25 protein-coding genes and 1 rRNA gene are annotated in these 24721 nt (G+C 28.3%); 12 read left to right on the forward strand and 14 right to left on the reverse strand.

The window, feature by feature from the left end:
* The 14 genes from NSA23_RS15110 to dnaA all read right to left on the reverse strand — a co-directional run.
* Positions 1-77 (reverse strand): 16S ribosomal RNA (locus NSA23_RS15110); the annotation flags it as partial.
* Between the two features lie 265 nt (positions 78-342).
* Positions 343-1134: a SigB/SigF/SigG family RNA polymerase sigma factor gene (locus NSA23_RS15115; protein WP_257490733.1), complete on the reverse strand. Its 792-nt coding sequence runs from the start codon at positions 1132-1134 to the stop codon at positions 343-345.
* Positions 1127-1501, reverse strand: a complete 375-nt coding sequence (locus NSA23_RS15120) for an ATP-binding protein (protein ID WP_257490734.1) — start codon at positions 1499-1501, stop codon at positions 1127-1129. The genes NSA23_RS15115 and NSA23_RS15120 overlap by 8 nt, the downstream gene beginning before the upstream one ends.
* A gap of 5 nt (positions 1502-1506) precedes the next feature.
* Entirely contained in the window at positions 1507-1824 is a 318-nt protein-coding gene (locus NSA23_RS15125; RefSeq protein ID WP_042679028.1) for an STAS domain-containing protein, read from the reverse strand.
* 126 nt (positions 1825-1950) lie between these two features.
* Positions 1951-4377, reverse strand: coding sequence for a DNA gyrase subunit A (gene gyrA, locus NSA23_RS15130; protein ID WP_257490735.1), 2427 nt, complete (start codon positions 4375-4377; stop codon positions 1951-1953).
* Between the two features lie 153 nt (positions 4378-4530).
* Positions 4531-5373, reverse strand: a complete 843-nt coding sequence (locus NSA23_RS15135; protein ID WP_257490736.1) for an ABC transporter permease — start codon at positions 5371-5373, stop codon at positions 4531-4533.
* 8 nt (positions 5374-5381) lie between these two features.
* Entirely contained in the window at positions 5382-6326 is a 945-nt protein-coding gene (locus NSA23_RS15140; protein WP_257490737.1) for an ABC transporter permease, read from the reverse strand.
* A 91-nt stretch (positions 6327-6417) separates the two neighbouring features.
* Complete coding sequence (locus tag NSA23_RS15145; RefSeq protein WP_257490738.1) at positions 6418-8025, reverse strand: ABC transporter substrate-binding protein; 1608 nt, start codon at positions 8023-8025, stop codon at positions 6418-6420.
* A gap of 117 nt (positions 8026-8142) precedes the next feature.
* Positions 8143-10056: a DNA topoisomerase (ATP-hydrolyzing) subunit B gene (gene gyrB, locus NSA23_RS15150; RefSeq protein ID WP_042679033.1), complete on the reverse strand. Its 1914-nt coding sequence runs from the start codon at positions 10054-10056 to the stop codon at positions 8143-8145.
* Between the two features lie 34 nt (positions 10057-10090).
* Positions 10091-10363 carry an extracellular matrix regulator RemB gene (remB, locus tag NSA23_RS15155; RefSeq protein ID WP_042679034.1) on the reverse strand — a complete coding sequence of 91 codons (273 nt, stop codon included), beginning with the start codon at positions 10361-10363 and terminating at the stop codon, positions 10091-10093.
* A 22-nt stretch (positions 10364-10385) separates the two neighbouring features.
* Complete coding sequence (gene recF / locus NSA23_RS15160; RefSeq protein WP_042679035.1) at positions 10386-11489, reverse strand: DNA replication/repair protein RecF; 1104 nt, start codon at positions 11487-11489, stop codon at positions 10386-10388.
* Positions 11490-11520: 31 nt separating this feature from the next.
* Positions 11521-11730, reverse strand: a complete 210-nt coding sequence (locus NSA23_RS15165) for an RNA-binding S4 domain-containing protein (protein WP_042679036.1) — start codon at positions 11728-11730, stop codon at positions 11521-11523.
* 13 nt (positions 11731-11743) lie between these two features.
* Positions 11744-12850 (reverse strand): DNA polymerase III subunit beta, encoded by a 1107-nt coding sequence (gene dnaN / locus NSA23_RS15170; protein ID WP_042679037.1) that lies wholly within the window; start codon positions 12848-12850, stop codon positions 11744-11746.
* Between the two features lie 263 nt (positions 12851-13113).
* The gene (gene dnaA, locus NSA23_RS15175; protein WP_257490739.1) at positions 13114-14448 is read right to left on the reverse strand and encodes a chromosomal replication initiator protein DnaA; all 1335 of its coding nucleotides are present in this window, start codon (positions 14446-14448) and stop codon (positions 13114-13116) included.
* 614 nt (positions 14449-15062) lie between these two features.
* Between dnaA and rpmH the strand changes: the two genes are divergently transcribed.
* The 12 genes from rpmH (at position 15063) to ytaF (ending at position 24663) form a co-directional block, all read left to right on the forward strand.
* Complete coding sequence (gene rpmH, locus NSA23_RS15180; protein WP_042679039.1) at positions 15063-15197, forward strand: 50S ribosomal protein L34; 135 nt, start codon at positions 15063-15065, stop codon at positions 15195-15197.
* A 70-nt stretch (positions 15198-15267) separates the two neighbouring features.
* The gene (gene rnpA / locus NSA23_RS15185; RefSeq protein WP_042679040.1) at positions 15268-15606 is read left to right on the forward strand and encodes a ribonuclease P protein component; all 339 of its coding nucleotides are present in this window, start codon (positions 15268-15270) and stop codon (positions 15604-15606) included.
* Positions 15607-15831 (forward strand): membrane protein insertion efficiency factor YidD, encoded by a 225-nt coding sequence (gene yidD / locus NSA23_RS15190; RefSeq protein WP_420841099.1) that lies wholly within the window; start codon positions 15607-15609, stop codon positions 15829-15831.
* Between the two features lie 14 nt (positions 15832-15845).
* Positions 15846-16559, forward strand: coding sequence for a YidC/Oxa1 family membrane protein insertase (locus NSA23_RS15195; RefSeq protein ID WP_042679042.1), 714 nt, complete (start codon positions 15846-15848; stop codon positions 16557-16559).
* Position 16560: 1 nt separating this feature from the next.
* Entirely contained in the window at positions 16561-17187 is a 627-nt protein-coding gene (gene jag / locus NSA23_RS15200) for an RNA-binding cell elongation regulator Jag/EloR (RefSeq protein ID WP_042679043.1), read from the forward strand.
* A gap of 49 nt (positions 17188-17236) precedes the next feature.
* Positions 17237-18616 carry a tRNA uridine-5-carboxymethylaminomethyl(34) synthesis GTPase MnmE gene (gene mnmE, locus NSA23_RS15205; RefSeq protein ID WP_257490740.1) on the forward strand — a complete coding sequence of 460 codons (1380 nt, stop codon included), beginning with the start codon at positions 17237-17239 and terminating at the stop codon, positions 18614-18616.
* A 26-nt stretch (positions 18617-18642) separates the two neighbouring features.
* Complete coding sequence (gene mnmG / locus NSA23_RS15210; protein WP_042679045.1) at positions 18643-20553, forward strand: tRNA uridine-5-carboxymethylaminomethyl(34) synthesis enzyme MnmG; 1911 nt, start codon at positions 18643-18645, stop codon at positions 20551-20553.
* Positions 20546-21262: a 16S rRNA (guanine(527)-N(7))-methyltransferase RsmG gene (gene rsmG / locus NSA23_RS15215; protein WP_042679046.1), complete on the forward strand. Its 717-nt coding sequence runs from the start codon at positions 20546-20548 to the stop codon at positions 21260-21262. The genes mnmG and rsmG overlap by 8 nt, the downstream gene beginning before the upstream one ends.
* Positions 21263-21364: 102 nt before the next feature.
* Positions 21365-22159: a nucleoid occlusion protein gene (gene noc, locus NSA23_RS15220; RefSeq protein WP_042679047.1), complete on the forward strand. Its 795-nt coding sequence runs from the start codon at positions 21365-21367 to the stop codon at positions 22157-22159.
* A gap of 104 nt (positions 22160-22263) precedes the next feature.
* Complete coding sequence (locus NSA23_RS15225; protein WP_042679048.1) at positions 22264-23037, forward strand: ParA family protein; 774 nt, start codon at positions 22264-22266, stop codon at positions 23035-23037.
* A complete protein-coding gene (locus NSA23_RS15230; RefSeq protein ID WP_042679049.1) occupies positions 23038-23928 on the forward strand; it encodes a ParB/RepB/Spo0J family partition protein in 891 nt (296 codons plus the stop codon).
* 111 nt (positions 23929-24039) lie between these two features.
* Positions 24040-24663 carry a sporulation membrane protein YtaF gene (gene ytaF, locus NSA23_RS15235; protein WP_042679050.1) on the forward strand — a complete coding sequence of 208 codons (624 nt, stop codon included), beginning with the start codon at positions 24040-24042 and terminating at the stop codon, positions 24661-24663.
* The last annotated feature ends 58 nt before the right edge of the window (positions 24664-24721 follow it).

The raw sequence follows: 24721 nt of genomic DNA on the forward strand, positions 1-24721 counted from the left end.
TATATCCTTCGCTCGACTTGCATGTGTTAGGCACGCCGCCAGCGTTCATCCTGAGCCAGGATCAAACTCTCATAATAAAAGTTTAATCTCAGAATTACTTACTTTCATATTTTCATATGAACTTAAGCTTTAATTAAAGTTATTAACTTAAGGACTTTTTACACTGTTCAATTTTCTAGGTTCTTTTTTTGCTGACTTATATACTATACCATCAATAAAATATTTTGTCAACATTTTTCTTCATTTTTCTTCAAAAAATTTGAGATTGCTTTAAGTTTCAAATTAAGCAACTGTTTTCTATTATACAGGCATGTTTAATATATGTCAATAGTTTTGCTCATTTTAACTTAAAGTTTTATTCATTTCTTTTCTAAACTTTTCAATGACCTTTTTCTCTATTCTAGAAACAGTCATTTGAGATATTCCTAGCTTTTCTGCAATAGAAACTTGAGTCCTTTTATTAAAATACCTATCTACAAGTATTTGCTTTTCCATATCATTTAAGTTTCTCATAGTTCTTAGTACAAAATCATTATTCTCAATTTTATCAAAGTAAATATCGTCTTCTCCTATTAGTTCTGATAAATTTACATCTTTATCATCATTGTTAGAGTCATAACTTACATCTAAAGATTGAGGGGTATATACTTTACTAGCTTCCATTGCCTCCAAGACTTCCTCAGTAGTAGAGTTTAAATACTCCGCTATATCCTCTACTGTAGGCGAACGCTGTAATCTTTGGCTAAGTATTTCTTTAGAGTTATTTATTTTCTTTGAAAGTTCTTGTATTCTCCTAGGAACTCTTATGGTCCAACCTTTATCTCTAAAATACTTTTTTATTTCTCCTATAATGGTAGGTGTTGCAAAACTTGAAAATTTAAAACCTTTGTCCACATCAAATCTATCTACAGCATATATTAGACCTATAGAAGCTACTTGATATATATCTTCATAGTCTATTCCCCTATTAGCATACTTTTTAGATAGTATTTCTGCTATATAGAGATGTCTCTCTATTAACTCTTTCCTTATATTTAAATCTCCATTTCTCTTATATTCTTGAAATAAAACTTTTGTATCAATATCTTTTATATCATCAAAGTTCCTCTTTTTACTTAAACCTTGATTAGTCATCAATACCATCCTCTATTTTTTTTATCATTTTTATTCCTCTACTTGTAAATTCTACTTGATCCATTAAAGATCTTATTATTAATATTCCCAATTCTTTTTCTTTAGCATTTTCTTGAGAACTATCTATTTCATCCGATACATTTTCTACAAACATTACTAATTTATTTTTATAAAGCTCATATTCAATATTTAAAATTTCTGATCTTCCCATTGCATTTATACAAGCTTCAGATATTGCCACCTTAATATCTTCTATATCATCAATGCTTAATTTAGCTTCATTTCCTATAGAAGAAGTGGTGAGTCTAACAACCCCTACATAATTTGGCTTACTTGGAATTGTAAGTTTAATAAAATCCTTATCCATTTTTTTCACTCCTTGATTATAAATACCTTATCCAATCCAGTAATATCAAATAATTTTCTAATATTCGATTTCAAATTTATAATAATTACATCATTATCTTTTTCTTTGACCCTTTTCAAAATACTAATTAAAACACCTAATCCAGTACTATCAATATAGTCCAATTTCTCACCATTTATTAGCAAATCTGTTTCTTTCTCTTTTAAAGATTTCAAAAGCTTTTCTTTTAATTCTGGAGATGTATATATATCTACTTCTCCAGATGGATTAACAACCCAAATGTTCTTCTCTTCATCATATTTTATATTCACATCTAATGCCATAAGACGACCTCCTTAATACCCTTATAGTATTGAATTAATTGTATAATAAAAAAAAATTAATGTAAAGCATTTTACTAGGTATTATTAAATAAAATAAGCATACTTAATTAAGTATGCTTATTTTATTTATTCTTCTTCAACATATTTAGCTACAGCTACAACTTCATCATTATCTTTTATCTTCATCAATGTAACTCCTTGAGTATTTCTGCCCATTTCTGATATATCTCTTACATTCAATCTTATGATAGTCCCACAGTTAGAAATCATCATAATTTCGTCTTCCTTATCTACTACTTTAGCAGAAACTAATGGACCAGTTTTTTCTTTAATATTATATGTCTTCAGTCCCTTTCCACCTCTAGTTTGAGGTCTATATTCATCTAATGGAGTTCTTTTACCATATCCATTGCTGCTAATTACTAATAAATCTTTTCCCTTTTCTACTAAATCCATTCCTACTACTTTATCTCCCTTATTTAGGTTTATACCTTTTACTCCCATAGCAGTTCTACCCATCTGTCTTACATCACTTTCTTTAAATCTAATAGCCATTCCTTTTGATGTTACAATGATTAGTTCTTCTTTTCCATCTGTTTTCTTTACACTTATTAATTCATCATCATCCCTTAATCCTATAGCAATCAAACCAGTTTTTCTTATATTTTTAAAATGTTCAAATTTAGTTTTTTTAATAATACCTTCTTGAGTAACAAATACTAGGTTATTTTCTGGCTCATATTCACTTATAGGAATTACTGCATTTATCTTTTCTTCACCTGTTAAATTTAAAAGATTGACTATAGCCATACCTTTAGATTGTCTTCTACCTTCTGGAATTTCATAAGCTTTTAAGGAGTGAACTCTTCCTTTATTGGTAAAAAATAATATAGTATCATGAGTTGATGTAATAAATAGATGTTCAACAAAATCTTCTTCTCTTGTAGTCAAAGCAGCTACTCCTCTACCACCTCTTTTTTGAAGTCTATAGGTGTTTTCTGGAATTCTTTTTATATATCCAAAATGTGTTAATGTAATTATTACATCTTCTTTTTTAATCATATCTTCTATATTAATTTCATCTTCTGATGGCATTATCATAGTTCTTCTTTCGTTGCCATATTTTTCTTTTATTTCTAATAACTCCTCTTTTATTATTTCATATACTAAACTTTCACTTGCAAGTATTTCTTTTAATCTATTTATTTCTTTTATTAGTTCCTCATATTCCTCTTCTATCTTTCCTCTTTCAAGACCAGTAAGCCTTCTAAGTCTCATATCCAATATAGCCTGAGATTGTTTTTCAGAAAGACCAAAACTAGACATAAGCTTATCTTTAGCTGTTTTATCATCTTTTGAATTTCTAATTATGCTTATTACTTCATCTATATGATCTAATGCAATTTTTAAACCTTCTAATATATGAGCTCTGTCTTCTGCCTTTTTTAATTCATATTTAGTTCTTCTAACTATTATTTCTTTCTGAAATTCTAAATAATGAGTTAACATTTCCTTTAAATTTAATATTTTAGGCTCATCATTAACTAATGCAAGCATTATAATACTAAATGTATCTTGTAATTGGGTCTGTTTATATAAATTATTTAATACTACTTTTGGAATAGCATCTCTTTTTAATTCAATTACTATTCTCATACCTTCTCTATCTGATTCATCTCTTAAGTCTGAGATTCCTTCTATTTTTTTATCTCTTACAAGATCTGCTATCTTTTCTATTAGTCTTGCTTTATTTACTTGATAAGGAAGTTCTGTGATTATAATTCTATTTCTTCCTTTTCCAAATTCCTCTATTTCTGTGTTAGCCCTTACTATTACTTTACCTCTACCTGTTCTATAAGCAGATTTTATTTCTTCAATTCCCATTATTATACCAGAAGTAGGGAAATCTGGTCCTTTTATAATTTCCATTAGAGCATCTATATCTATATGTGGATCATTTATAATAGCTAATATACCATCTATTACTTCACATAGGTTATGAGGAGGAATACTAGTTGCCATACCTACTGCAATACCTGATGAACCATTTACCAAAAGATTAGGAAATCTACTTGGAAGCACTATAGGCTCTTTTAAAGACTCATCAAAATTTAATCCATAATCAATTGTATCTTTATTTATATCTCTAAGCATTTCTGTTGCAAGTTTTGTCATTTTCACTTCTGTATAACGCATAGCCGCTGCACTATCTCCATCTACAGAACCAAAGTTTCCATGACCATCTACAAGAGGATATCTAGTATTGAAATCTTGGGCAAGTCTTACCATAGCATCATATACAGAGGTATCTGAATGAGGATGATATTTACCTAAAACATCACCGACAACTCTAGCAGATTTTCTATATTGTTTCTCTGGAGAAAGTCCTAATTCATTCATAGCATAAAGTATTCTTCTATGAACTGGTTTTAATCCATCCCTTACATCTGGCAATGCTCTGCTAACTATAACACTCATTGCATAATCTAAATAGGACTTCTTCATTTCTTCTTCAATATTTACTACTACAACATTATTTTCTTCCTTATCCATTCTCTAACCTCCTTAAACAGTGTCCAACTAAGGAATTTACCTTAATTTATTATATTATATCATATTTCAATTCCTATTTATAATTATTGTCTAACCTCCTACATTTTAACACTATTTTAAATCTTTAAATATATATTAACTATTTAAGGAAGTTTAATCTGTGTTATTGGGAGCTAATGATTCTCTTAGTATGTCACCAATTATATTAAAGCTAAGAACTGTAAGTAATATTAATAAACCTGGAAATATAGCTAAATATGGAGCTTCTTCTATGTACTCTTGAGCATTTCTAAGCATACTTCCCCAAGAAGAATAAGGTTCTACTACACCTAATCCCAAAAAACTTAGAGAAGATTCCATAAGTATTGAAGTAGCTACATTTATAGTTGATGAAACAATAACTGTAGACATGAGATTAGGTATTATATGTTTAAATATAACCCAAAAATGACTTGCTCCTAATAGTTTTGAGCTGAGAACATATTCTCTTTCTTTAATAGATAAAGTCTCTGATCTTACTACTCTAGCTACACCCATCCATCCAAATAATCCTATAATCAATATAACACTAATAATTCCTGGTTTAAAATGAGCATTTATTATTAATATTATAAAAAAGCTAGGTATACTCATAAGTATATCAATTATTCTCATAACAATACTATCAACCATTCCACCAAAATATCCACTAATAGCTCCAACTAATGTTCCTATAGTTATGGATATAATCATAGATAAAAATCCTACCGTTAAAGATACCCTTCCTCCATAAAGAGCTCTTGTAAAATAATCTCTTCCTAAATCATCAGTATCAAATATATGTCTTGAGTTTGGTCTTAATAATTTATTTGTTATATTTATTTCATTAGGGTCATAAGGAGAAAAATTTGCTAAAACAGAGACAATAATGAGTAGAATTATTATCCCAATGTATAAGTAATTAATTTTATTTCTTTCTAAATATAATTTAAAATTATCAAATATTCTTTTGTTCATATTATCACCTACAAACTAATTCTTGGATCAACTAAAGAATAGCATATATCTGAAATTAAATTACCTAAAACTAACATTATTGATGACATCATAGTTATAGCCATTATAACTGGATAATCAAAATTAAATATTGAACTTACTCCAAGCTTCCCCATTCCTGGCCATCCAAAAATTGTTTCAGTAATGAAAGCGCCAGATACTAATGATGGCAAATTCATCCCAAGTATTGTTATCATTGGTAGTAAAGAGTTTCTTAAAATATGACTATAGAAAATTTGTCTTTGGCTTATTCCTTTAGATTTTGCAGTTTTTACATAGCTTTCTTTCATTTCATCTATTAATCTTACTCTTATATATCTAGTTAAAATGGCAGTATTAGGATAGCTTAATACAATACTTGGCATTATTCCATGCTTCATTAAATCCAATGTAGAATAAGCTCCAATAGTTCTCATTCCTATGCTTGGAAGTAGTTTTAACTTCATAGAAAAAATATATATTAATATCATTGCAAACCAAAAGCTAGGAATAGAAATACCTATATAACATATCTTACTAATGAGATTATCTATAAATTTATCCTTGTGAATAGCCGAAGCTATACCTAATAAAATAGACAATATTATTGAAATTAATAAAGATATTCCCATGAGGCCAATAGTTGGAAGAAATCTTTCACTAATTTCTTTAGATACTGGCTGATAATTAATAAACGAATATCCCAAATCTCCTCTTAAAATGTTTTTAATCCAATAAAAATATTGAACGTATATAGGTTTATCCAGCCCAAGATTAGCTCTAGTTCTTTCAATTTGTTCATGAGTCATTTGGGGAGTAATAAATACCTTTACCGGATCTCCTGGTGCAAGTCTTATTATAAAAAAAGATATAAAAGATATAAAAATAAGAATAGGTATAGCTTGAATTATTCTTCTTACTGTATATCTAGCCATTTATACACTCTCCTATAATTAGATTTTATAAATTAAATATACTAGCCTAACATTTTGTCAGGCTAGTAAAAAGAGATATAGTATTTTTCTGCTATTCAGTTAAATAAAGTTTTGATAAATCTTCAAACATAAAAATTGGCACTGTTTTAGCTTCTTCTACTCCTCCAACTTTTTTATCTACAGAAACAAGAGCTTTTGGATAACAAATTGGATATTGGATCATATCATCCATTATTTCTTTTTGAATTTCTTCATACATTGTTTTTCTCTTTTCTTCATTTACTTCTATAGCAGCTTCTTCCCATTTCTTATCAAGCTCTACATTTTTATATTGTGCAAAGTTATAAGGTCCTTCCTTACTAAAAATTAGTTTATAACTATCTGGCTCTTGTCCCATTACATACCCATTAAATACCAGATCAAAATCAGTACTAGAAGGATCTAATAATTTTTGATAAAAAGCCCCTCTTTCTAAAGGTAATAATTCTATTTCTATTCCTATCTCCTTTAATCTTTGTTGAATTACTAAGGCTTGATTTTGTTGCTCTTTAGAATCATTTATATATCCAAGAGTAAGCTTAATATTTTCCACTCCAGCTTCCTTTAATAATTTTTTTGCTTTTTCAGCATTGTAGTCATAATGCTCAACATCTTCAGTATAATATAATGTATCTGATGCTAATACTGTATATGCTGGTTCTGCATATTTAGTAGAGTTATATCCACCATTTATAAGTTCTTCTTTATCTATCCCATATGCAATAGCTTGTCTTACTTTTTTATCTTTTAATGCCTCACTATTTAATTTGAATGCCATATAATTTAACATACCTTCATCAAAACCGAATACATTAAAATTTCCCTCTTTCTCATATTTTTCATAAGTTTCAAAATCTATATATCTTGTAGATATTTCTCCATTTTCAAATGCAACTTTCTCGGAATTTGGATCTGATATAATTCTAAAAACTACTTCGTCCAAATGCGGTTTTCCACCATGATAATCATCAAATCTTTCTAACACAACACTCTCACCTTTTTTCCATTCTTTAATTTTAAAAGGTCCACTTCCAATAGGTTTCTGATTTTTTTCACTTTTTTCAAAATTTTCTTCTCCTTCAAATATATGTTTAGGTATAGGGGATAATCCTGAAATGGTGCTTAAAAAAGGCACTGAAACTTTATTTAATACAAGCTTTACTGTTAAATTATCTACCTTTTCAACTTTAACTGGTTCTCCACCTATTATGAAATTTTGATATGAATTAGCATTTTGCTTCTCATCTACTATTTTTTGAAAAGTAAATACTAAATCGTCCGCTGTTAAATTTTCTCCATCATGCCATTTTAAATTATCTTTTAATTTTATTGTGTAAATTAAATTATCATCAGAAATACTTACATTTTCAGCTAGATAATATCTTATATCTTCTCCATCTTTTACAAATAATGGATCAAACAATCCATTATTTATAGTCATAGTAGATCTATCTGTTGCATAAAACGGATGTAAAACTTTTGGATCATCACCTACGCTCAATATAATTCTTCCACCTTCTAATATTTTTTCACTCTTTTCTTCTTCTGTTTTTTTTACAGCATCTTTGGTTTTTTCAGAAACGTTTTCCCTATTGCTACAACCTACACTCAATACTAAAACTAATGCAAATAATAATACTAATCCCTTTTTTATATTCACAAAACCCGCCTCCCTTTTGTCTATAATTTTTATTGCTACAATTTAAATGATAAATGAAAAATGCTGTATTTGGAAATAAAATTTTCAAATACAGCATCCTAAAATTATTATTTTTATCTATATATCAAGATTTTTAACTAGCTTTGCATTTTTTTGAATAAATTCTCTTCTAGGTTTTACTCTGTCTCCCATAAGCATTGTAAATATTTCATCTGCAGCTAGAGCATCTTCTACAGAGACTTGGAGTATAGTTCTTGTTTCTGGATCCATAGTAGTTTCCCAAAGTTGTTCCGGATTCATTTCTCCCAGACCTTTATACCTTTGAATAGGATATTCCTTATCTCTACCAAATTCATTCATTATTTCCTCTAGCTCATTATCACTATAAACGTAATAATCCTTTTTTCCTTTAGATATTTTATATAGTGGTGGCTGTGCTATATATATATTCCCATTTTCAACTAATGGTTTCATATATCTAAAGAAGAAAGTTAAAAGTAAAGTTCTAATATGTGCACCATCTACATCGGCGTCAGTCATGATAATTATTTTTCCATATCTTAGTTTTTCAAGATCAAATTCACTACCGATCCCTGAACCAAAAGCAGTAATCATTGCTTTTATTTCTTCATAACCAAGCACTCTATCAAATGTTGCTTTTTCTACATTCATTATTTTTCCCTTCAATGGAAGTATAGCTTGATATTCTCTATCACGTCCTTGTTTTGCACTACCCCCCGCTGAATCCCCTTCGACTATAAATATTTCTGATATAGATGGATCATTAAGAGAACAGTCGGCAAGTTTTCCTGGAAGAGTAGTATTATCTAATATACTTCTTTTCCTTGATAATTCCCTTGCTTTTCTTGCAGCTTCTCTTGCATGAGAAGCCTTTAGAGCTTTATCAATAATTATTTTTGCATCCTTAGGATTTTCTTCTAAAAATCTATCCATGCTCTCAGAAACTAAAGTATCTACTATCCCTCTCATTTCACTATTACCTAATTTAGTTTTAGTTTGACCTTCAAATTGAGGTTCCATAAGCTTTACTGATAAAACTGCTGTAAGTCCTTCTCTTACGTCATTTCCCTGGAAATTATTATCTTTCTCTTTTAAAATTCCATGTCTTCTAGCATAATCATTTATAGCCCTTGTTACAGCAGATTTAAATCCACTTAAATGTGTTCCACCTTCTTGAGTATTTATATTGTTTGCAAAGGTAAATATATTTTCTGAATAACTATCTGTATACTGCATAGCTAATTCTACAGTAGAATTATCTTTCTCAGCATCAAAATACATTATATTCTCTTGTATTTTAGTTTTATTTTTATTTATATACTCAACAAAAGCTTTTATACCGCCTTCAAAATGGAATTCTTGTTTTTTATTTTCTCTTTTATCTTCTAATATTATTTTTATTCCTTTGTTTAAAAATGCCATTTCTCTGAATCTAAACTCTAAAGTTTCATGGTCAAACTCAACCTCATCAAATATTTCTTTATCTGGCTTAAATAAAATAGTTGTACCTGTTTCTTCACTATCACCTATGATTTTTAGCTTAGTAGTAGGCACTCCTCTGCTAAATTCTTGTTCATATATTTTCCCATCTCTTTTAACTCTTACTTTCAAATATTCTGAAAGAGCATTAACTACAGAAACTCCTACTCCATGAAGACCACCAGATACTTTATATGCTCCATTATTAAATTTTCCTCCTGCATGAAGAATTGTAAGTACTGTTTCTACAGTAGATTTACCAGTTTGTGGATGAGTTTCTACAGGAATACCACTTCCATTGTCCGATACAGTTATAGAATTATCTTCATTTATAGATATAAAAATAGTATCGCAAACTCCTGCCAATGCCTCATCGATACTATTGTCAACTACTTCATATACTAGATGATGAAGTCCCTTTGAACCAGTACTTCCTATATACATTCCTGGTCTTAATCTTACTGGCTCCAATCCTGTCAATACTTGGATTTCTTCTGCTGTATATTTTCTCTTATTATTTTCTTTGGTCATTGATTTCCCTCCAATCCATACTAAAAGCTAAAAATTAAAGAAATTGATTAATTGATTTGTTCATTTCGTTATTTCTTTTAAATAGAGTCCTAGATGAAATATTTGATGTATATATAGTATTATTTGTAATAATATAGGTTTTTATTTCTTTTTCACTTATTTGTTCTGGATTATATATATTTCCCTCTTTTTTCATTCTATTTATAAATTTTTTAGTTCCATATGAAGATAGAGAACTTTCTTTATCTATAATAGCTATAATATCTTTTATAGGTATTGTGAAATTTTTTCCAATATGGAGAAACATTTTTATCTAACCCCTTCTTTTATTAAAGAATTTCACCATTATCAATATGAAAAATTTTCTTATTTAGTGGATCAAATTCTTTTATATCTATAATATCTGTAGATGTTATTATAGTTTGCAAATCTTTAAAAGCATGTACTAAAAATTTTCTTCTGTCCTTATCCAATTCTGACAATACGTCATCCAATAAAAGTACTGGATAATCATTTTTTTCTTCTTTTATTATATCTACTTCTGCTAGTTTAATAGACAAGATTGCCGTTCTTTGTTGACCTTGAGAAGCATAGGTTTTTGAATATACATTATTTATAAAAATATCTATATCATCTCTGTGAGGACCTATTTTTGTTGTGCCTTTTAGTATATCATCTTTTATATTATTTTCGAGTTTTTTTATAAAAAGATTTTCTATATACAGTATGTCATTAAAACTATCAACTACATTCGTCTTGTATTTTAAAGATAGATTTTCTTCGCCACGAGTAACATTTTTGTGTATTCTTTTAGAAGATCTAGATATTTTTTCTATAAACTTAGCTCTTTCAATTATTATCTTGCTCCCAATTTTAGCCATTTGTATATTAAATATATCAACTAAATGCTTATTTTTTTCATTCATTCTCATATTTTTAAGTAAATTATTTCTTTGAAATAGTATTTTGTTATATTTATTTAAATTATATCTGTACATAGGTTTTATTTGAGATATTTCCCTGTCTATAAAATCTCTTCTCTCTGATGGACCATCCTTTATAATCCTTAAATCTTCAGGGGAAAAAACTACTACATTTAATCCACCATATAGTTCTTTATTTCTTTCAATTTCTAATTTATTAACTTTAATTCTTTTAGGTTTATTTCTATCAATTTTAATTTCTATAGTTTTATCTAAATGTTCTCCTATAACCTTAGCCCCTATATAGGATTGATTCTTTTTAAAATTTATCATATCTCTATCTACATTGGTTCTAAAGGATTTTCCAGATGAACATACATAGATAGACTCAAGTAAATTAGTTTTACCTTGAGCATTTTTTCCTATGAAAATATTTACTTTTTTATGAAGCTTTAATTTTAAATTCATATAGTTTCTAAAATTAATAAGCCTTATATTGTCTACATACAACTAAAGCACCCCTCAAGTCCGACCATTAATATTATATCACAAGAATTTTTCCTATATCCTTTATTTCTATTTCATCACCTTTTACTATTTTTTTACCTCTTTGTCTGACTACCTCTCCATTTAATTTAATATATCCTTTTTTAATTAATATTTTTCCCTGACCTCCTGTATCCAATATTCCAGCAAATTTTAATAATTGATCTAACTTAATATAATCTGTTTCTATTTTTACTTTTTTCATATATATCCCTCTTTTAATAATCATCTTTAGCAAGTCTAACTGGCAATACTAAATAAGTATAATTATCCTCTTCAGCAGGTTTTATTATACAAGGATTTAAACTTCCCATAAAGAAAAGCTCTATCTCTTCTTCATCCATAGCTTTTATGCCATCTAAAATATATTTTGAATTGAAAGCTATATCTACATCTTCTCCCTCTAGCTCTACTGTCATTTCTTCATGAACATTTCCGATTTCTGAATTAGACTTTATTGTTAATTTATCTTCAAATAAATTTAATTTTACAAGATTTGCCTTTTCTTCTTTTGCAAGGAGAGAAGCTCTTTCTAAACTATCTTGCAATTCCTTTCTATTAACTTTAATTCTTGTATCATGATCTTCTCTTATTATATCTCTATAATTTAAAAATTGTCCTTCAAGTAACCTTGAAAATACTAATGTATCTCCAATATTAAATACTATATGTCCAGGAGTCAGTGTGATTTCAATATCTTCTTCATTTTCCTCAAGTATTTTATTCAATTCACTTAAAGTTCTTCCTGGTATTACTACTTTCACATCTTCTGATGAATTTATTTTTATATTTCTTAAAGATAATCTATAGCCATCAAGAGCTACAAAAGATGCATTGCCATCAATTACCTCAAATAATACTCCTGTAAGAATAGGTCTAGTTTCATCTTGAGTTGTAGCGAAGACTGTTTGCCTAATTATATCTTTAAATAAATCCATAGGTATTTTTAAAGATAATTGGTCAATTAAAGTAGGTAATTCTGGATATTCTACAGAAGAATTTCCTATTAAATTAAATTGGGATGAATCACATACAATATTCATTTTGTTTTCTGATACATTTATATCTATCTCTGAATTAGGTAATTTTTTAATTATATCACCAAATAATCTTGAATTGATAACTATAGAACCCTCTTCTAATATATTGGCTTCTAAATACGATTCAATACCTATTTCTAAATCAGTACCTGTTAATTTTAATTTACCATCTTTAGCTTCTAAAAGAATTCCGTCTAATATTGGCAATGTAGTTTTACTAGAAATTCCTTTTTGAACTATATTTATATGTTTAGATAATTTTTTTTGATCTACTTGTATTCTCAATTGAAAAAACCTCCTTATTAATTCTGATGAGTTTATACAGAAAAGATAGATAGATTGATAACATAATATAGTAGTAATAGTAATAGGGCTTGTTGATATGTGGATAACCATGTGTAAGACTTAAATTTAACGATTATTTATTATTTAATAAAATGTGAGCAACTTTTTAATAACTTACTAAGTTATCCCCATTATTAACATCAAGATATTTAAATATAAAGTATAAACATTATATCAACAGCATATCAACATATTTTTGTTAATTATTCACCTTTTATTTCTTTGATAGTTTCATCTATTTTCATTTTGAAATTTCTATCTGATTCCATATCTCCAGAAACTTTATCACAAGCATGTATTACTGTAGTATGATCTCTTCCTCCAAATTCATCACCTATTTTTGGAAGGGATAGATCAGTAAGTTCTCTAGATAAATACATTGCTATTTGTCTTGGATATGCAATGGATCTAGTCCTTTTTCTAGAGTTAAAATCATCCAACTTTATATTGAAATTTTTAGAAACTATTTCTTTTATTAAATTTACAGTAATTTCTCTTGGCTTATCATCGGAAATAATATCCTTTAATGCCTCTTCTGCTAATTCAACAGTTACTTCTTTATTTGTTAAAGAAGAATAAGCAACTATTCTTATCAATGCTCCTTCTAATTCCCTTATGTTAGATTGAATTTTTGTAGCTATATAAAGCATTACATCATTTGGAACATTTATATTTTCTAAATTTGCCTTCTTTTTTAAAATTGCTATTCTTGTTTCTAAATCTGGAGTTTGAATATCAGCAATAAGTCCCCATTCAAATCTTGATCTTAGCCTATCTTCAAGAGTTGGTATTTCTTTTGGAGGTCTATCACTAGATATAATAATTTGTTTATTAGCATCATGGAGTGCATTGAAGGTATGGAAAAATTCTTCTTGGGTTCTTTCCTTGCCAGCTATAAATTGTATATCATCAATTAATAAAACATCAATATTTCTATATTTGTTCCTAAATTCATCATTTTTATCATCTCTTATAGAATTTATGAGTTCATTTGTAAATTTTTCAGAAGATACATAAACTACTTTAACTTTAGGGTTTTGATTTAGTATGTAATGACCAATTGCATGCATTAAATGGGTTTTACCTAGTCCAACTCCTCCATATATAAAGAGAGGATTATATGCTTGAGCTGGAGCTTCTGCTACTGCTAATGATGCAGCATGAGCAAATCTGTTGCTATTTCCTATAACAAAGGTATCAAAGGTATATTTAGGGTTTAATTGATTTTTAAAATTATTATCTATTAATTCTTTTTTAGAGGATTGTCCCATATTTTTAGGAATTTCTTCTCCAGGTATTAGAAATTCTATGGTATAGTCTTTGTTTGTAACTTGTTTTATTGCATTTTTTATTAGATTTAAATATCTACCTTCTAATATACCTTTTGTAAACTCATTTGGAGCAGCTAGTATAATACTATCTTTTGTTGAAGAAATTGGTTTTACAGTTTTTAGCCATGTGTTAAAGCTTACTTCAGTAAGTTCAACTTTTATTAAATTTAATGCATTGTTCCAAATGCTTTCTAAATTAGAATTCATTTCCTATCCTCCTATATATTATGAAATTATTACCAGATCATAGGATGTTTATAACGTATAATAAAAGTTTTTGATTTAAAATATTTAAAAATAAAAAATATCAACAAGATTATCCACAGCTTATATTGTATAATAATTATTATTTTCTAAATAATAAGCATTTTGAAATTTGTGGATAAACTATTGATAATTTGTTAATAATGAAAAAGTAAGTATAAAAAATAGATTATCCACATCGATGGTTTAAAAGTGTATGTGGATAAAATCCTTTGATTTTACAGCTTTACCTAAATCATATACTTAAAAATTTTATAGTTATACACAATATATCCACAAATTGTGTATAACTGTGGAAAAAATATTGATTTGAAATAATATCCACATGATATATAATCATATCAAAAAAAATAAAATATATCAACAAAAAACAAAAAGTTATCCACAATAAAAACAAGCTGTGGATTTTAAAATCTGTGCATTAATATATGTACTAAAAATCTTGACATTAGCACTAGCTATAACTATAATCAATAGTAGTATTTATCTTTTATAATAGAATAAAACTTTTTATTTCTATATATTAAGGGCTGTGCATTAAAAGGAGGTGGCTTTAAATGAAAAGAACTTATCAACCTAAGAAAAGACAAAGAAGTAGAGAACATGGTTTCAGAAAGAGAATGAGTACAAGTCAAGGTAGGAGAATTCTTAAAAATCGTAGAAGAAAAGGCAGAAAGAAATTGTCAGCATAAGGCCGCAAATGAGTGGCCTTTTTATTAAACATAGGATGATTGTTTAAACTAGATTCAAGGAGATTATTTAATGAATAAAAAATATAGACTAAGAAATAATATTCATTTTAAAAAGGTATACAATAGAGGAAAAAGCTATGGAAATCGTTTGGTAGTAATGTATGTCTATAAAAATGGAATGAATCATAATCGAGTAGGCTTTTCTGTGACAAAGAAAATTGGAAATAGTGTAGTGAGAAATAAAGTTCGAAGAAGAATGAAAGAATCCTATAGATTAAATTCTCACAAAATTAAAGATGGATATGACTTAATATTTCTGCCTAAAGTAATGGCAAATAAAGCTAGCTATAGTGAAATTGAAAGTGCTATACTTCATATTCTTAAAATATCTCATTTGTTGAAAGAATAGGTGAATATCTTGAAAATAATAGCAATAAGCTTAATAAAGTTTTATCAAAATTATATTTCCAAATATATATTTCCTTATAGATGTTGTAGATTTTATCCTACTTGCTCAGCCTATACTATAGAGGCTATTGAAAAATACGGTTTTTTAAAAGGTGGATACTTAGGTTTTAAACGAATATTGAGATGCAATCCTTTTAATCCAGGAGGATATGATCCAGTCAAGTGATAGGAGGTCAATTAATGAGTAAATTTTTTGCCAAGCCTTTAGGTGCATTGTTAAAATTTGTATTTGATTTGGTATCTAAGATAGGCACAGAACCTGCGAATGTATCTTTTTATGCTATGGCTATAATACTAACTACTATTATATTCAAATTTATTTTACTCCCTATTGGGTTGAAGCAAAATAAGTCTATGAAAAAAATGCAGGAAATTCAGCCTGAAATAAAAGAAATTCAGGATAAATATAAAAATGATCCACAAACCCTTCAAGCAAAAGTATCAAAAGTTTATAAAGATAATAATGTAAGCCCTTTTTCAGGTTGTCTTATTTTAATAATTCAAATACCAATAATCTTAGGATTTTTTAAGGCTTTAAGAGATCCTGTTACTTATGTATTTAAAAATCCACAAACTTATGAAGCTTTAAATAAAGTTTTTTTATGGATTCCTAATTTGGAAAAACCAGATCCTTATGTGTGGGGATTACCTTTATTAGCTGGTATTACAACTTTTTTACAAAGTCGTCTTATGAGTGGTCAAACTGCTGTAGATGATCAAGCAGCAAGTACTCAAAAAACTATGAATATGATTCTTCCTTTAATGATATGGTGGTCAGCTAGAGCATTTCCTGCTGGTTTAGCTTTGTATTGGACTATAAGCAATATATTCCAAATAGTACAGCAAATCATTACTAATAGATCTTTTGGTAAAATCAAGGAGGAGTTAAAATAATATGAAATCTGTTGTTAAGGTATCTAAAACAGTAGAAGATGCTATTAATGAGGCATTAAAAGAGTTAGATGCGGAAAGAGAAGATATTTCAACAGAAATTATTGAAGAACCAAATAAAGGGTTTTTAGGATTTATAGGTGCTAGAGATGCTAAGGTTAAGGTTACTGTTGTTAATGATCCAATAAATATTGCTGAAAAATTTATAGATTCGCTTCTTAATGGTATGAGTGTCAAAGCTGAAAGTACAATAACAAGAAAAGGATCTACATTAAATGTATATATAGATAATATAAATTCTACAGATATGGGTATTACAATTGGTAGAAGAGGGAATACTTTAGATGCAATTCAATATCTTTTAAGTTTAGCAGTTAATAGAAATAGGCAAAATTATATTAAAGTATTGATAGATGTTAAGGGATATAGAAAGAGAAGAGAAGAGACTTTAGTTAGGCTTGCTCAAAAAATGGGACAAAAAGCTAAATACAATAATAGACCAGTAAAGTTAGAGCCAATGAATCCTTATGAGAGAAGAATAATTCATTCAGCATTGCAAAATGTAGATGGAATAGTTACTCATAGCGAAGGTGAAGATCCTTATAGAAGAGTTGTAATAGAATCAAAATAAACCCAGTATTTTACTGGGTTTATATTATCTTATAGAGGTGGGTGATATAGTGATAGATACTATTGCTGCAATTTCAACTGCTATAGGTGAATCAGGAATTGGGATAGTTAGAATGAGTGGTAAAAATAGTTTAGATATAGCTAGAAATATTTTTAAAGGGAAAGTTAATGAAGATCTTAAGGAAGCAGAAAATAGAAAGCTTACCTATGGACATATATATAATCCTGAAGATGGAAAGATAGTAGATGAGGTATTGATTGCTTATATGAAATCACCCTATACTTATACTAGGGAAGATATTGTGGAAATATATTGCCATGGGGGAGCTATTTCAGTAAAGAAGATATTAGAGCTAATTCTTGAAAATGGTGCACGTTTAGCAGAACCAGGGGAGTTTACAAAGAGAGCTTTTTTAAATGGGAGATTAGATCTATCTCAAGCAGAGGCAGTTATGGACTTGATTAGGGCCAAAACTGACAAAAGTTATGATATATCTCTAGGACAGCTTGAAGGAAGCCTTTCGGATAAAATAGATGAAATAAGAAATATATTACTAGAAATGCTTGCACATGTGGAAGTTTCAATAGATTTTCCCGATGAAGGTATAGAAGAAGTAACTTATAAAGATCTAAAGGATAATGGAAATAAAGTCCTATTAGAAATAAATAAGCTTTTAAATACAGCTGATAAAGGTAGAATTTTAAGAGATGGCCTAAATACTGTAATACTTGGGAAACCTAATGTAGGAAAATCTTCATTACTTAATGCAATATTAAGAGAAAATAGGGCAATTGTTACAGATGTGCCAGGAACAACTAGAGATATAATAGAAGAATATATAAATATTGATGGAATTCCACTGAAAATAATAGATACAGCAGGTATAAGGAGTACAGAAGATTTAGTTGAAAAAATTGGTGTAGATAGGGCTAAGAAGGTAGTAGAAGAAGCTGATCTTATAATAGCAGTATTTGATGCTTCTAGAAAATTATCTTCAGAAGATGAGGAGATAATAGAATTAGTTAAAGAAAAAAATTCAATTGTACTTTTAAATAAGACAGATTTACCTAATGAATATAATGTAGAATATTTAAAGGAGTTTGTTCCCAAAAAGAAGGTAATTTCAACATCTATTGCTAAAGGAGAAGGTATAGAAAAATTAGAAGAAACTATTAAAGAAATGTTCTACTCAGGAGAAGTCGAAATTTCTGATGAAATTATGGTCACCAATATAAGACATAAAAACCAGTTAATGAAGGCAAAGAAGAATATAGAAGAGGCAATAGAGGGAATTAATTTAGATATTCCTTTAGACTGTATAGAAGTAGATATTAGAAGTTGTTGGGAAAATTTAGGGGAAATATCTGGAGATACTATTTCAGAAGATATATTAGATAAGATTTTTTCAGAATTTTGTATAGGGAAATAGTTGATATAAGGAGGAAAAAATCTAATATGGAAGATATAAAAAAATATTTGGGAGGAAATTACGATATTATAGTAGTTGGAGCAGGTCATGCAGGTTGTGAAGCTGCATTAGCTAGTAGTAGGATGGGTATGAAAACTCTAATGCTTACTATGAGCTTAGATTCCATTGCTTCAATGCCTTGCAATCCTAATATTGGTGGAACAGGAAAAGGACATTTAGTTAGAGAAATAGATGCATTAGGTGGAGAAATGGCAATTAATATAGATAAATCTTTTATACAGAGTAGAATGTTGAATACATCTAAAGGGCCAGCTGTACATTCTTTAAGAGTTCAAGCAGATAAGAAGAAATATCATAGGGAAATGAAAAAGGTTATTGAAAATGAAAAAAATCTTGAATTAATACAAGGAGAAGCTGTAGAAATAATAGTAGAAGATAACAGGGTCAAAGGGATAATAACAAGAACGGGAGCATTGTATAAAGGAAAAGCAATTATACTATGTACAGGCACTTATTTAAAGGGCAGAATATATATAGGAGAAATAAATTATGCAAGTGGACCAGATGGACTTTTTCCTTCAAACATACTATCTGACTCATTGAAAAAATTAGGGATTGAACTGAGAAGATTTAAGACAGGAACACCAGCAAGAGTCCATAAAGATAGTATAGATACTTCGAAAATGGAAATACAGCCAGGAGATGAGGAAATAATTCCCTTTTCTTTTTTGAATATAGATAAGGAATTTAATATAGAACAAGTACCTTGCTATTTAACTTATACAACAGAGGAAACTCATGAAATTATAAGGAAAAACTTAGATAGATCTCCTATGTATTCTGGTGTAATTGAAGGTATAGGGCCAAGATATTGTCCATCTATTGAAGATAAGGTAGTTAGATTTGCTGATAGGAAGAAACATCAAATATTTATTGAACCAGAAGGATTAGATACAAAAGAAATGTATGTTCAGGGAATGAGTAGTACCCTTCCAGAAGAGGTACAAATAGAAATGTATAGAAAAGTTATTGGTCTTGAAAATGTTAAATTTATGAGATCTGCTTATGCTATTGAATATGATTGTATAGATCCAACAATTCTTAAAACTACATTAGAGCATAAAGGGATTAATAATTTATTTTTTGCAGGACAGATAAATGGTTCTTCAGGATATGAAGAAGCAGCAGCACAAGGATTAATTGCAGCAATAAATGCAGTTCACAATTTAAAAGGAAAAGAACCCTTTATTTTAGATAGATCTGAAGCTTATATAGGAGTACTTATAGATGATTTAGTTACAAAGGGTACTAATGAACCTTATAGAATGATGACATCTAGAGCAGAATATAGGCTTACTTTAAGACAGGATAATGCTGATTTGAGACTTACAGAAAAGGGATACAAAATAGGTCTTGCTAGTGGGAAAAGATATAAAAAAGTAGTACGTAAAAAAGAATTTATAGAAAAAGAGTTAGAAAGATTAAAAAAAGTTATTGTAACTCCAACAAAAGAAATGAATTCTTTTTTAGAAAGTTGTAATAGTTCAAAATTAAAAACTGCTATTAGTGTATATGACTTGATAAAAAGACCTGAGCTTGGATATGAAAAGTTAAAAAAAATAGATATAGATAGAGAAGAATTGCCAAGGGAAATTCGACTTCAAGTTGAAACTCATATAAAGTACGAGGGATATATAAAAAAGCAAATGTCCCAGATAGAGCAGTTTAAAAAGCTTGAAAATAAATTACTTCCTAAAGATATAGATTACAAAAGTATTAAAGGGTTAAGTAATGAAGCAGTACAAAAATTAAATGATATTAGACCAGATTCAGTAGGGCAAGCTTCAAGGATATCAGGAGTTTCACCGGCAGATGTAAATGTTTTATTAATTTATCTTGAACATAAAAGAAGAATTAGGAGTGGGAAGAATGACTAATGTAGATACTTTAGTTGAAAGTGCTGGAAAACTTAATATTTTATTAGATAAAGATGAAATAGATAGGTTTATACTGTATAAAAAAATACTTAAAGAGTGGAATGAAAAAATAAATATAACAGCTATAAAAGATGATGAAGAAATAGATATAAAACATTTTTTAGATAGTATTACTTTATTAGATACAGGATTGTTTGATGAAAAAATTAGAGTAATAGATATAGGGACTGGCGGTGGCTTTCCAGGAATTCCAATTAAGATACTTAGAGATAATATGGAATTAGTACTTTTAGATAGTTTAAAAAAGAGGATTAGTTTTTTAGATGAAGTAGTAGATAGATTAGAGTTAAAAGGAGTAAAAACAATTCATGGAAGAGCAGAAGATTATGGAAAAGACAAAAAATATAGAGAAAATTTTCATATAGCTACTTCAAGAGCAGTTGCTTCTTTGGATGTTTTATGCGAATATACTTTACCTTTTGTAAAAATAGGAGGATATTTTATAGCTATGAAAGGTGAAGATATTGAAGGAGAGCTGAAAGAAGCTAAAAACTCTATAAAAACTTTAGGAGGAAGCTTTAAAGAAAAAGTTTTTATTAAATTGCCAGATGCAAATATAGTACATAGTTTGATAATAATAGAGAAAATTAAAGAAACTCCGCCAAAATTCCCTAGACAAGCTGGCAAACCAAAGAAAAAACCGTTGTAATCTATATAAGATTGATGAACGAAATGTCTAAAATATGGGAGGAAGATTTGTAAGTATATAGAATTATAATAAAGTAGAGTCCAAAAGGAAGAGGGATGAAGGATGAAGAATATTCAATCTGAAATCAAGTATATACCTATAGAATTTATAAAACCAAATCCTTATCAACCTAGAAAAAATTTTAATAAAAAATCTTTAGAAGAATTGAGCCAATCTATAAAGACTTATGGCCTTATACAGCCAGTAAGTGTTAGACAATTAGGTGAAGGAAGCTATGAACTTGTAGCTGGGGAAAGAAGACTAAGAGCTTCTGAAATTGCAGAATTAGAAGAAATCCCCGCTATAATAGTTGAATATAGAGATCAAGATTCGGCAATGATTGCACTAATAGAAAATTTACAAAGAGAAGATTTAAGTTTTATTGAAGAAGCAGAGGGTTATTATAATTTAGTTAGGGATCATGGTTTTACGCAACAAGAGTTAGCTGAGAAAATGGGAAAAAGCCAATCTACTATAGCTAATAAATTGAGAATACTTAAACTGTCAGATGATATAAAAAAGAGCTTAGTTGACAATGAATTAACCGAGAGGCATGCAAGAGCTCTTTTAAGACTTCCTGATGATGAATTAAGAAAAAAAGTACTAGATAGAGTGATTAAAGATGATCTAACAGTTAAAGAGACAGAAAAGTTAATTGAGAATATATTAGATGATTTAACTAAAGAAGAGGAAGAAGAAGTTGGGCAAAATATAAAGGGACTTATTAATTTTAAAATATATTTAAATACTCTTAAAAACGCATATAATGCTATAAAAGAAAGTGGAGTAGAAGCAAAATATAGAGAGAAAGATATGGGAGACCATATAGAAGTAGTAGTGCAAATTCCCAAAAAGTAGATAGTCAATTATTTAAAATAGTAGACAAAAGTCTACTATTTTTTTCTACAGTATTGATATATAGTATATAATATAGATATAAAGATATTTTAGGAGTGTGAAAAATGTCTAGAGTTATATCCATATTTAATCAAAAAGGCGGAGTCGGAAAAACCACTACTATTATTAACTTAGGTGCTTCTATAGGAAAGAAAAATAAAAAAGTTTTAATAATTGATGTAGATCCCCAGGGAAATACTACAAGTGGACTTGGCTTAAATAAAAAAGATTTAAAAACATCTACATATGATATACTTATAAATGAATTGCCAATCGATAAATGCATTGTAAAAACTAGTGCAGAAAATGTTTTCTTGATTCCATCAAATGTAGAATTGGCAGGAGCAGAAGTAGAACTAGTTAAAACTAAAAATAGAGAATTAAGATTAAAAAAGGCTTTAGAAACAATATCAAATGAATATGATTATATATTTATTGACTGTCCTCCATCATTAGGTATATTAAGTATCAATGCATTAGTGGCTTCTAATAGTGTTTTGATTCCTATTCAATGTGAGTACTATGCTCTAGAAGGTGTTAGCCAATTAGTAGATACAATAAAGCTTATTAAAAAGGGATTAAATCCTAAATTAGAAATAGAAGGAGTAGTATTGAGTATGTTTGATGGTAGGACAAACCTTTCAATTCAAGTAGTTGATGAAGTAAAAAAATATTTTAGAGGAAAGGTTTATACTAATATTATACCTAGAAATGTAAGGCTTGCTGAAGCACCAAGCTATGGTTTGTCAGTTATAGATTATGATCCAAAGTCTAGAGGAGCAGAAGCTTATATGGATTTAGCAGAAGAGTTTTTAGAATTATCAGAGGAGGAATTTTAAGTGGCAACAAGGAAAAATGGTTTGGGAAAAGGGTTATCTGCATTAATACCTGAGGATCCAATAGATGAACTATTAAATATTGACAATGAAAAAGAAAGTATTGTAAATATTGATATTTCACTTATAAAACCAAATAAAAAACAACCAAGAAAAGAATTTGATAAGAAGGCGCTCTTGGAACTTTCACAATCTATAAAAACTTATGGAGTTATACAACCTATTATTGTAAGAAAATTTAAAAATGATTATGAGATAGTAGCAGGAGAAAGAAGATGGAAAGCTTCACAAGAAGCAGGTTTGAAAGAGATACCTTGTATCATAAAAGATATGGAAGAATTAGATTCTATGAAAATTGCATTAATAGAAAACTTACAAAGAGAAGACCTTAACCCTATTGAGGAAGCAGTAGCTTTTGAAGAATTAATGAAAGATTACGGACTTACCCAAGAAGAAGTTGCAAAAGTTGTAGGAAAGAGCAGATCTTATATAGCAAATACTATTAGATTATTGAATCTAGATGAAAATACGAAGAATCATATACAGGAAGGGAAAATCTCTAGTGGGCATGGTAGAGCTTTGCTTTCAATAGATAATGAAAAAGAAAGAGAAAATGTAACCAAAGAAATTATAGATAAGAAACTTAATGTAAGAGATACGGAAAGATTAGCAAAAGAAGTTAAGGAGATTGAAAAAAAAGAAAATATAAGAAAAGATCAAGTTTCAAGTTCTTTTTCAAAGGATCCAATAATATCAGATATAGAAGAAAATTTGATGCAATATTTCGGTACAAAGGTTCAAATATCAAAGGGAAGAAATAAAGGAAAAATTGAAATAGAATATTATGATGATGAAGATTTAAATAGAATATTAGATATTTTAATAAAAGAATAAAAATGTTTCACGTGAAACATTTTTATTCTTTTCTATTTAAATTTGTATCCTTTTTTAAATACAGGAATATTATATTTATAGCAATAGGTATTTGAAAAGGGATGTGATCTAATGCTGTATACATTATTTATTGTTATAGCTATATGCTTAGATTCTTTAGCTATAGGTATAGCTTATGGTATAAAGGATATCAAAATACCTAGATTATCTTTATTGATTATAAATATTGTTTGTACATTCTTTTTATTTGCAGCAATGTTTCTAGGTGGATTAGTAAAAAAAGTACTTCCAGGAGATATTCCATCTATTATTAGTTTTGTCATTTTATTTATATTGGGAGTATATTTTATTTTAGATAGTCTTATTAAAGCTTTTATTAAAAAGAAAGAAAAATCAAATGAAAAATTAGAAATAAATTTTTCAAATTTTAAAATAGTTATAGATGTAATTGTAGATTGTACTAAAGCAGATATAAACAACTCTGGTGATATAGATATAAAAGAAGCCATTTATTTAGGAACAGCTCTTTCATTAGATGCACTAGGGATAGGATTTGGAACTGCCATGGGAAATATTGATTATGTTCAAGTGTTAATTTTTTCTTTTATATTCAATATATTTGCTATATTATCAGGATTTTATATAGGTAGAAAAATAGTATCTAAAACAGAAATAGATTTTTCTTGGATATCAGGTGCAATACTTATTTTCCTTGCTTTGTGTAGATTAAACTGAGAATTTATTAATAAATTCTCAGTTTTTTTATTGCCTGTAAAATAAAAATGGAATATTG

Source organism: Anaerosalibacter massiliensis, assembly GCF_024623155.1.
Lineage (GTDB): Bacteria > Bacillota > Clostridia > Tissierellales > Sporanaerobacteraceae > Anaerosalibacter > Anaerosalibacter massiliensis.

Coding starts and splice junctions, on each gene's coding strand:
- NSA23_RS15135 (WP_257490736.1), bottom strand. CDS start 5,373: ATGAACAAAAGAATATTTGATAATTTTAAATTATATTTAGAAAGAAAT.
- rpmH (WP_042679039.1), top strand. CDS start 15,063: ATGAAAAGAACTTATCAACCTAAGAAAAGACAAAGAAGTAGAGAACAT.
- noc (WP_042679047.1), top strand. CDS start 21,365: ATGAAGAATATTCAATCTGAAATCAAGTATATACCTATAGAATTTATA.
- NSA23_RS15165 (WP_042679036.1), bottom strand. CDS start 11,730: ATGAAAAAAGTAAAAATAGAAACAGATTATATTAAGTTAGATCAATTA.
- gyrA (WP_257490735.1), bottom strand. CDS start 4,377: ATGGATAAGGAAGAAAATAATGTTGTAGTAGTAAATATTGAAGAAGAA.
- mnmG (WP_042679045.1), top strand. CDS start 18,643: ATGGAAGATATAAAAAAATATTTGGGAGGAAATTACGATATTATAGTA.
- NSA23_RS15125 (WP_042679028.1), bottom strand. CDS start 1,824: ATGGCATTAGATGTGAATATAAAATATGATGAAGAGAAGAACATTTGG.
- rnpA (WP_042679040.1), top strand. CDS start 15,268: ATGAATAAAAAATATAGACTAAGAAATAATATTCATTTTAAAAAGGTA.
- gyrB (WP_042679033.1), bottom strand. CDS start 10,056: ATGACCAAAGAAAATAATAAGAGAAAATATACAGCAGAAGAAATCCAA.
- rsmG (WP_042679046.1), top strand. CDS start 20,546: ATGACTAATGTAGATACTTTAGTTGAAAGTGCTGGAAAACTTAATATT.
- jag (WP_042679043.1), top strand. CDS start 16,561: ATGAAATCTGTTGTTAAGGTATCTAAAACAGTAGAAGATGCTATTAAT.
- NSA23_RS15225 (WP_042679048.1), top strand. CDS start 22,264: ATGTCTAGAGTTATATCCATATTTAATCAAAAAGGCGGAGTCGGAAAA.
- NSA23_RS15120 (WP_257490734.1), bottom strand. CDS start 1,501: ATGGATAAGGATTTTATTAAACTTACAATTCCAAGTAAGCCAAATTAT.
- NSA23_RS15195 (WP_042679042.1), top strand. CDS start 15,846: ATGAGTAAATTTTTTGCCAAGCCTTTAGGTGCATTGTTAAAATTTGTA.
- dnaA (WP_257490739.1), bottom strand. CDS start 14,448: ATGAATTCTAATTTAGAAAGCATTTGGAACAATGCATTAAATTTAATA.
- remB (WP_042679034.1), bottom strand. CDS start 10,363: ATGTTTCTCCATATTGGAAAAAATTTCACAATACCTATAAAAGATATT.
- NSA23_RS15140 (WP_257490737.1), bottom strand. CDS start 6,326: ATGGCTAGATATACAGTAAGAAGAATAATTCAAGCTATACCTATTCTT.
- ytaF (WP_042679050.1), top strand. CDS start 24,040: ATGCTGTATACATTATTTATTGTTATAGCTATATGCTTAGATTCTTTA.
- NSA23_RS15115 (WP_257490733.1), bottom strand. CDS start 1,134: ATGACTAATCAAGGTTTAAGTAAAAAGAGGAACTTTGATGATATAAAA.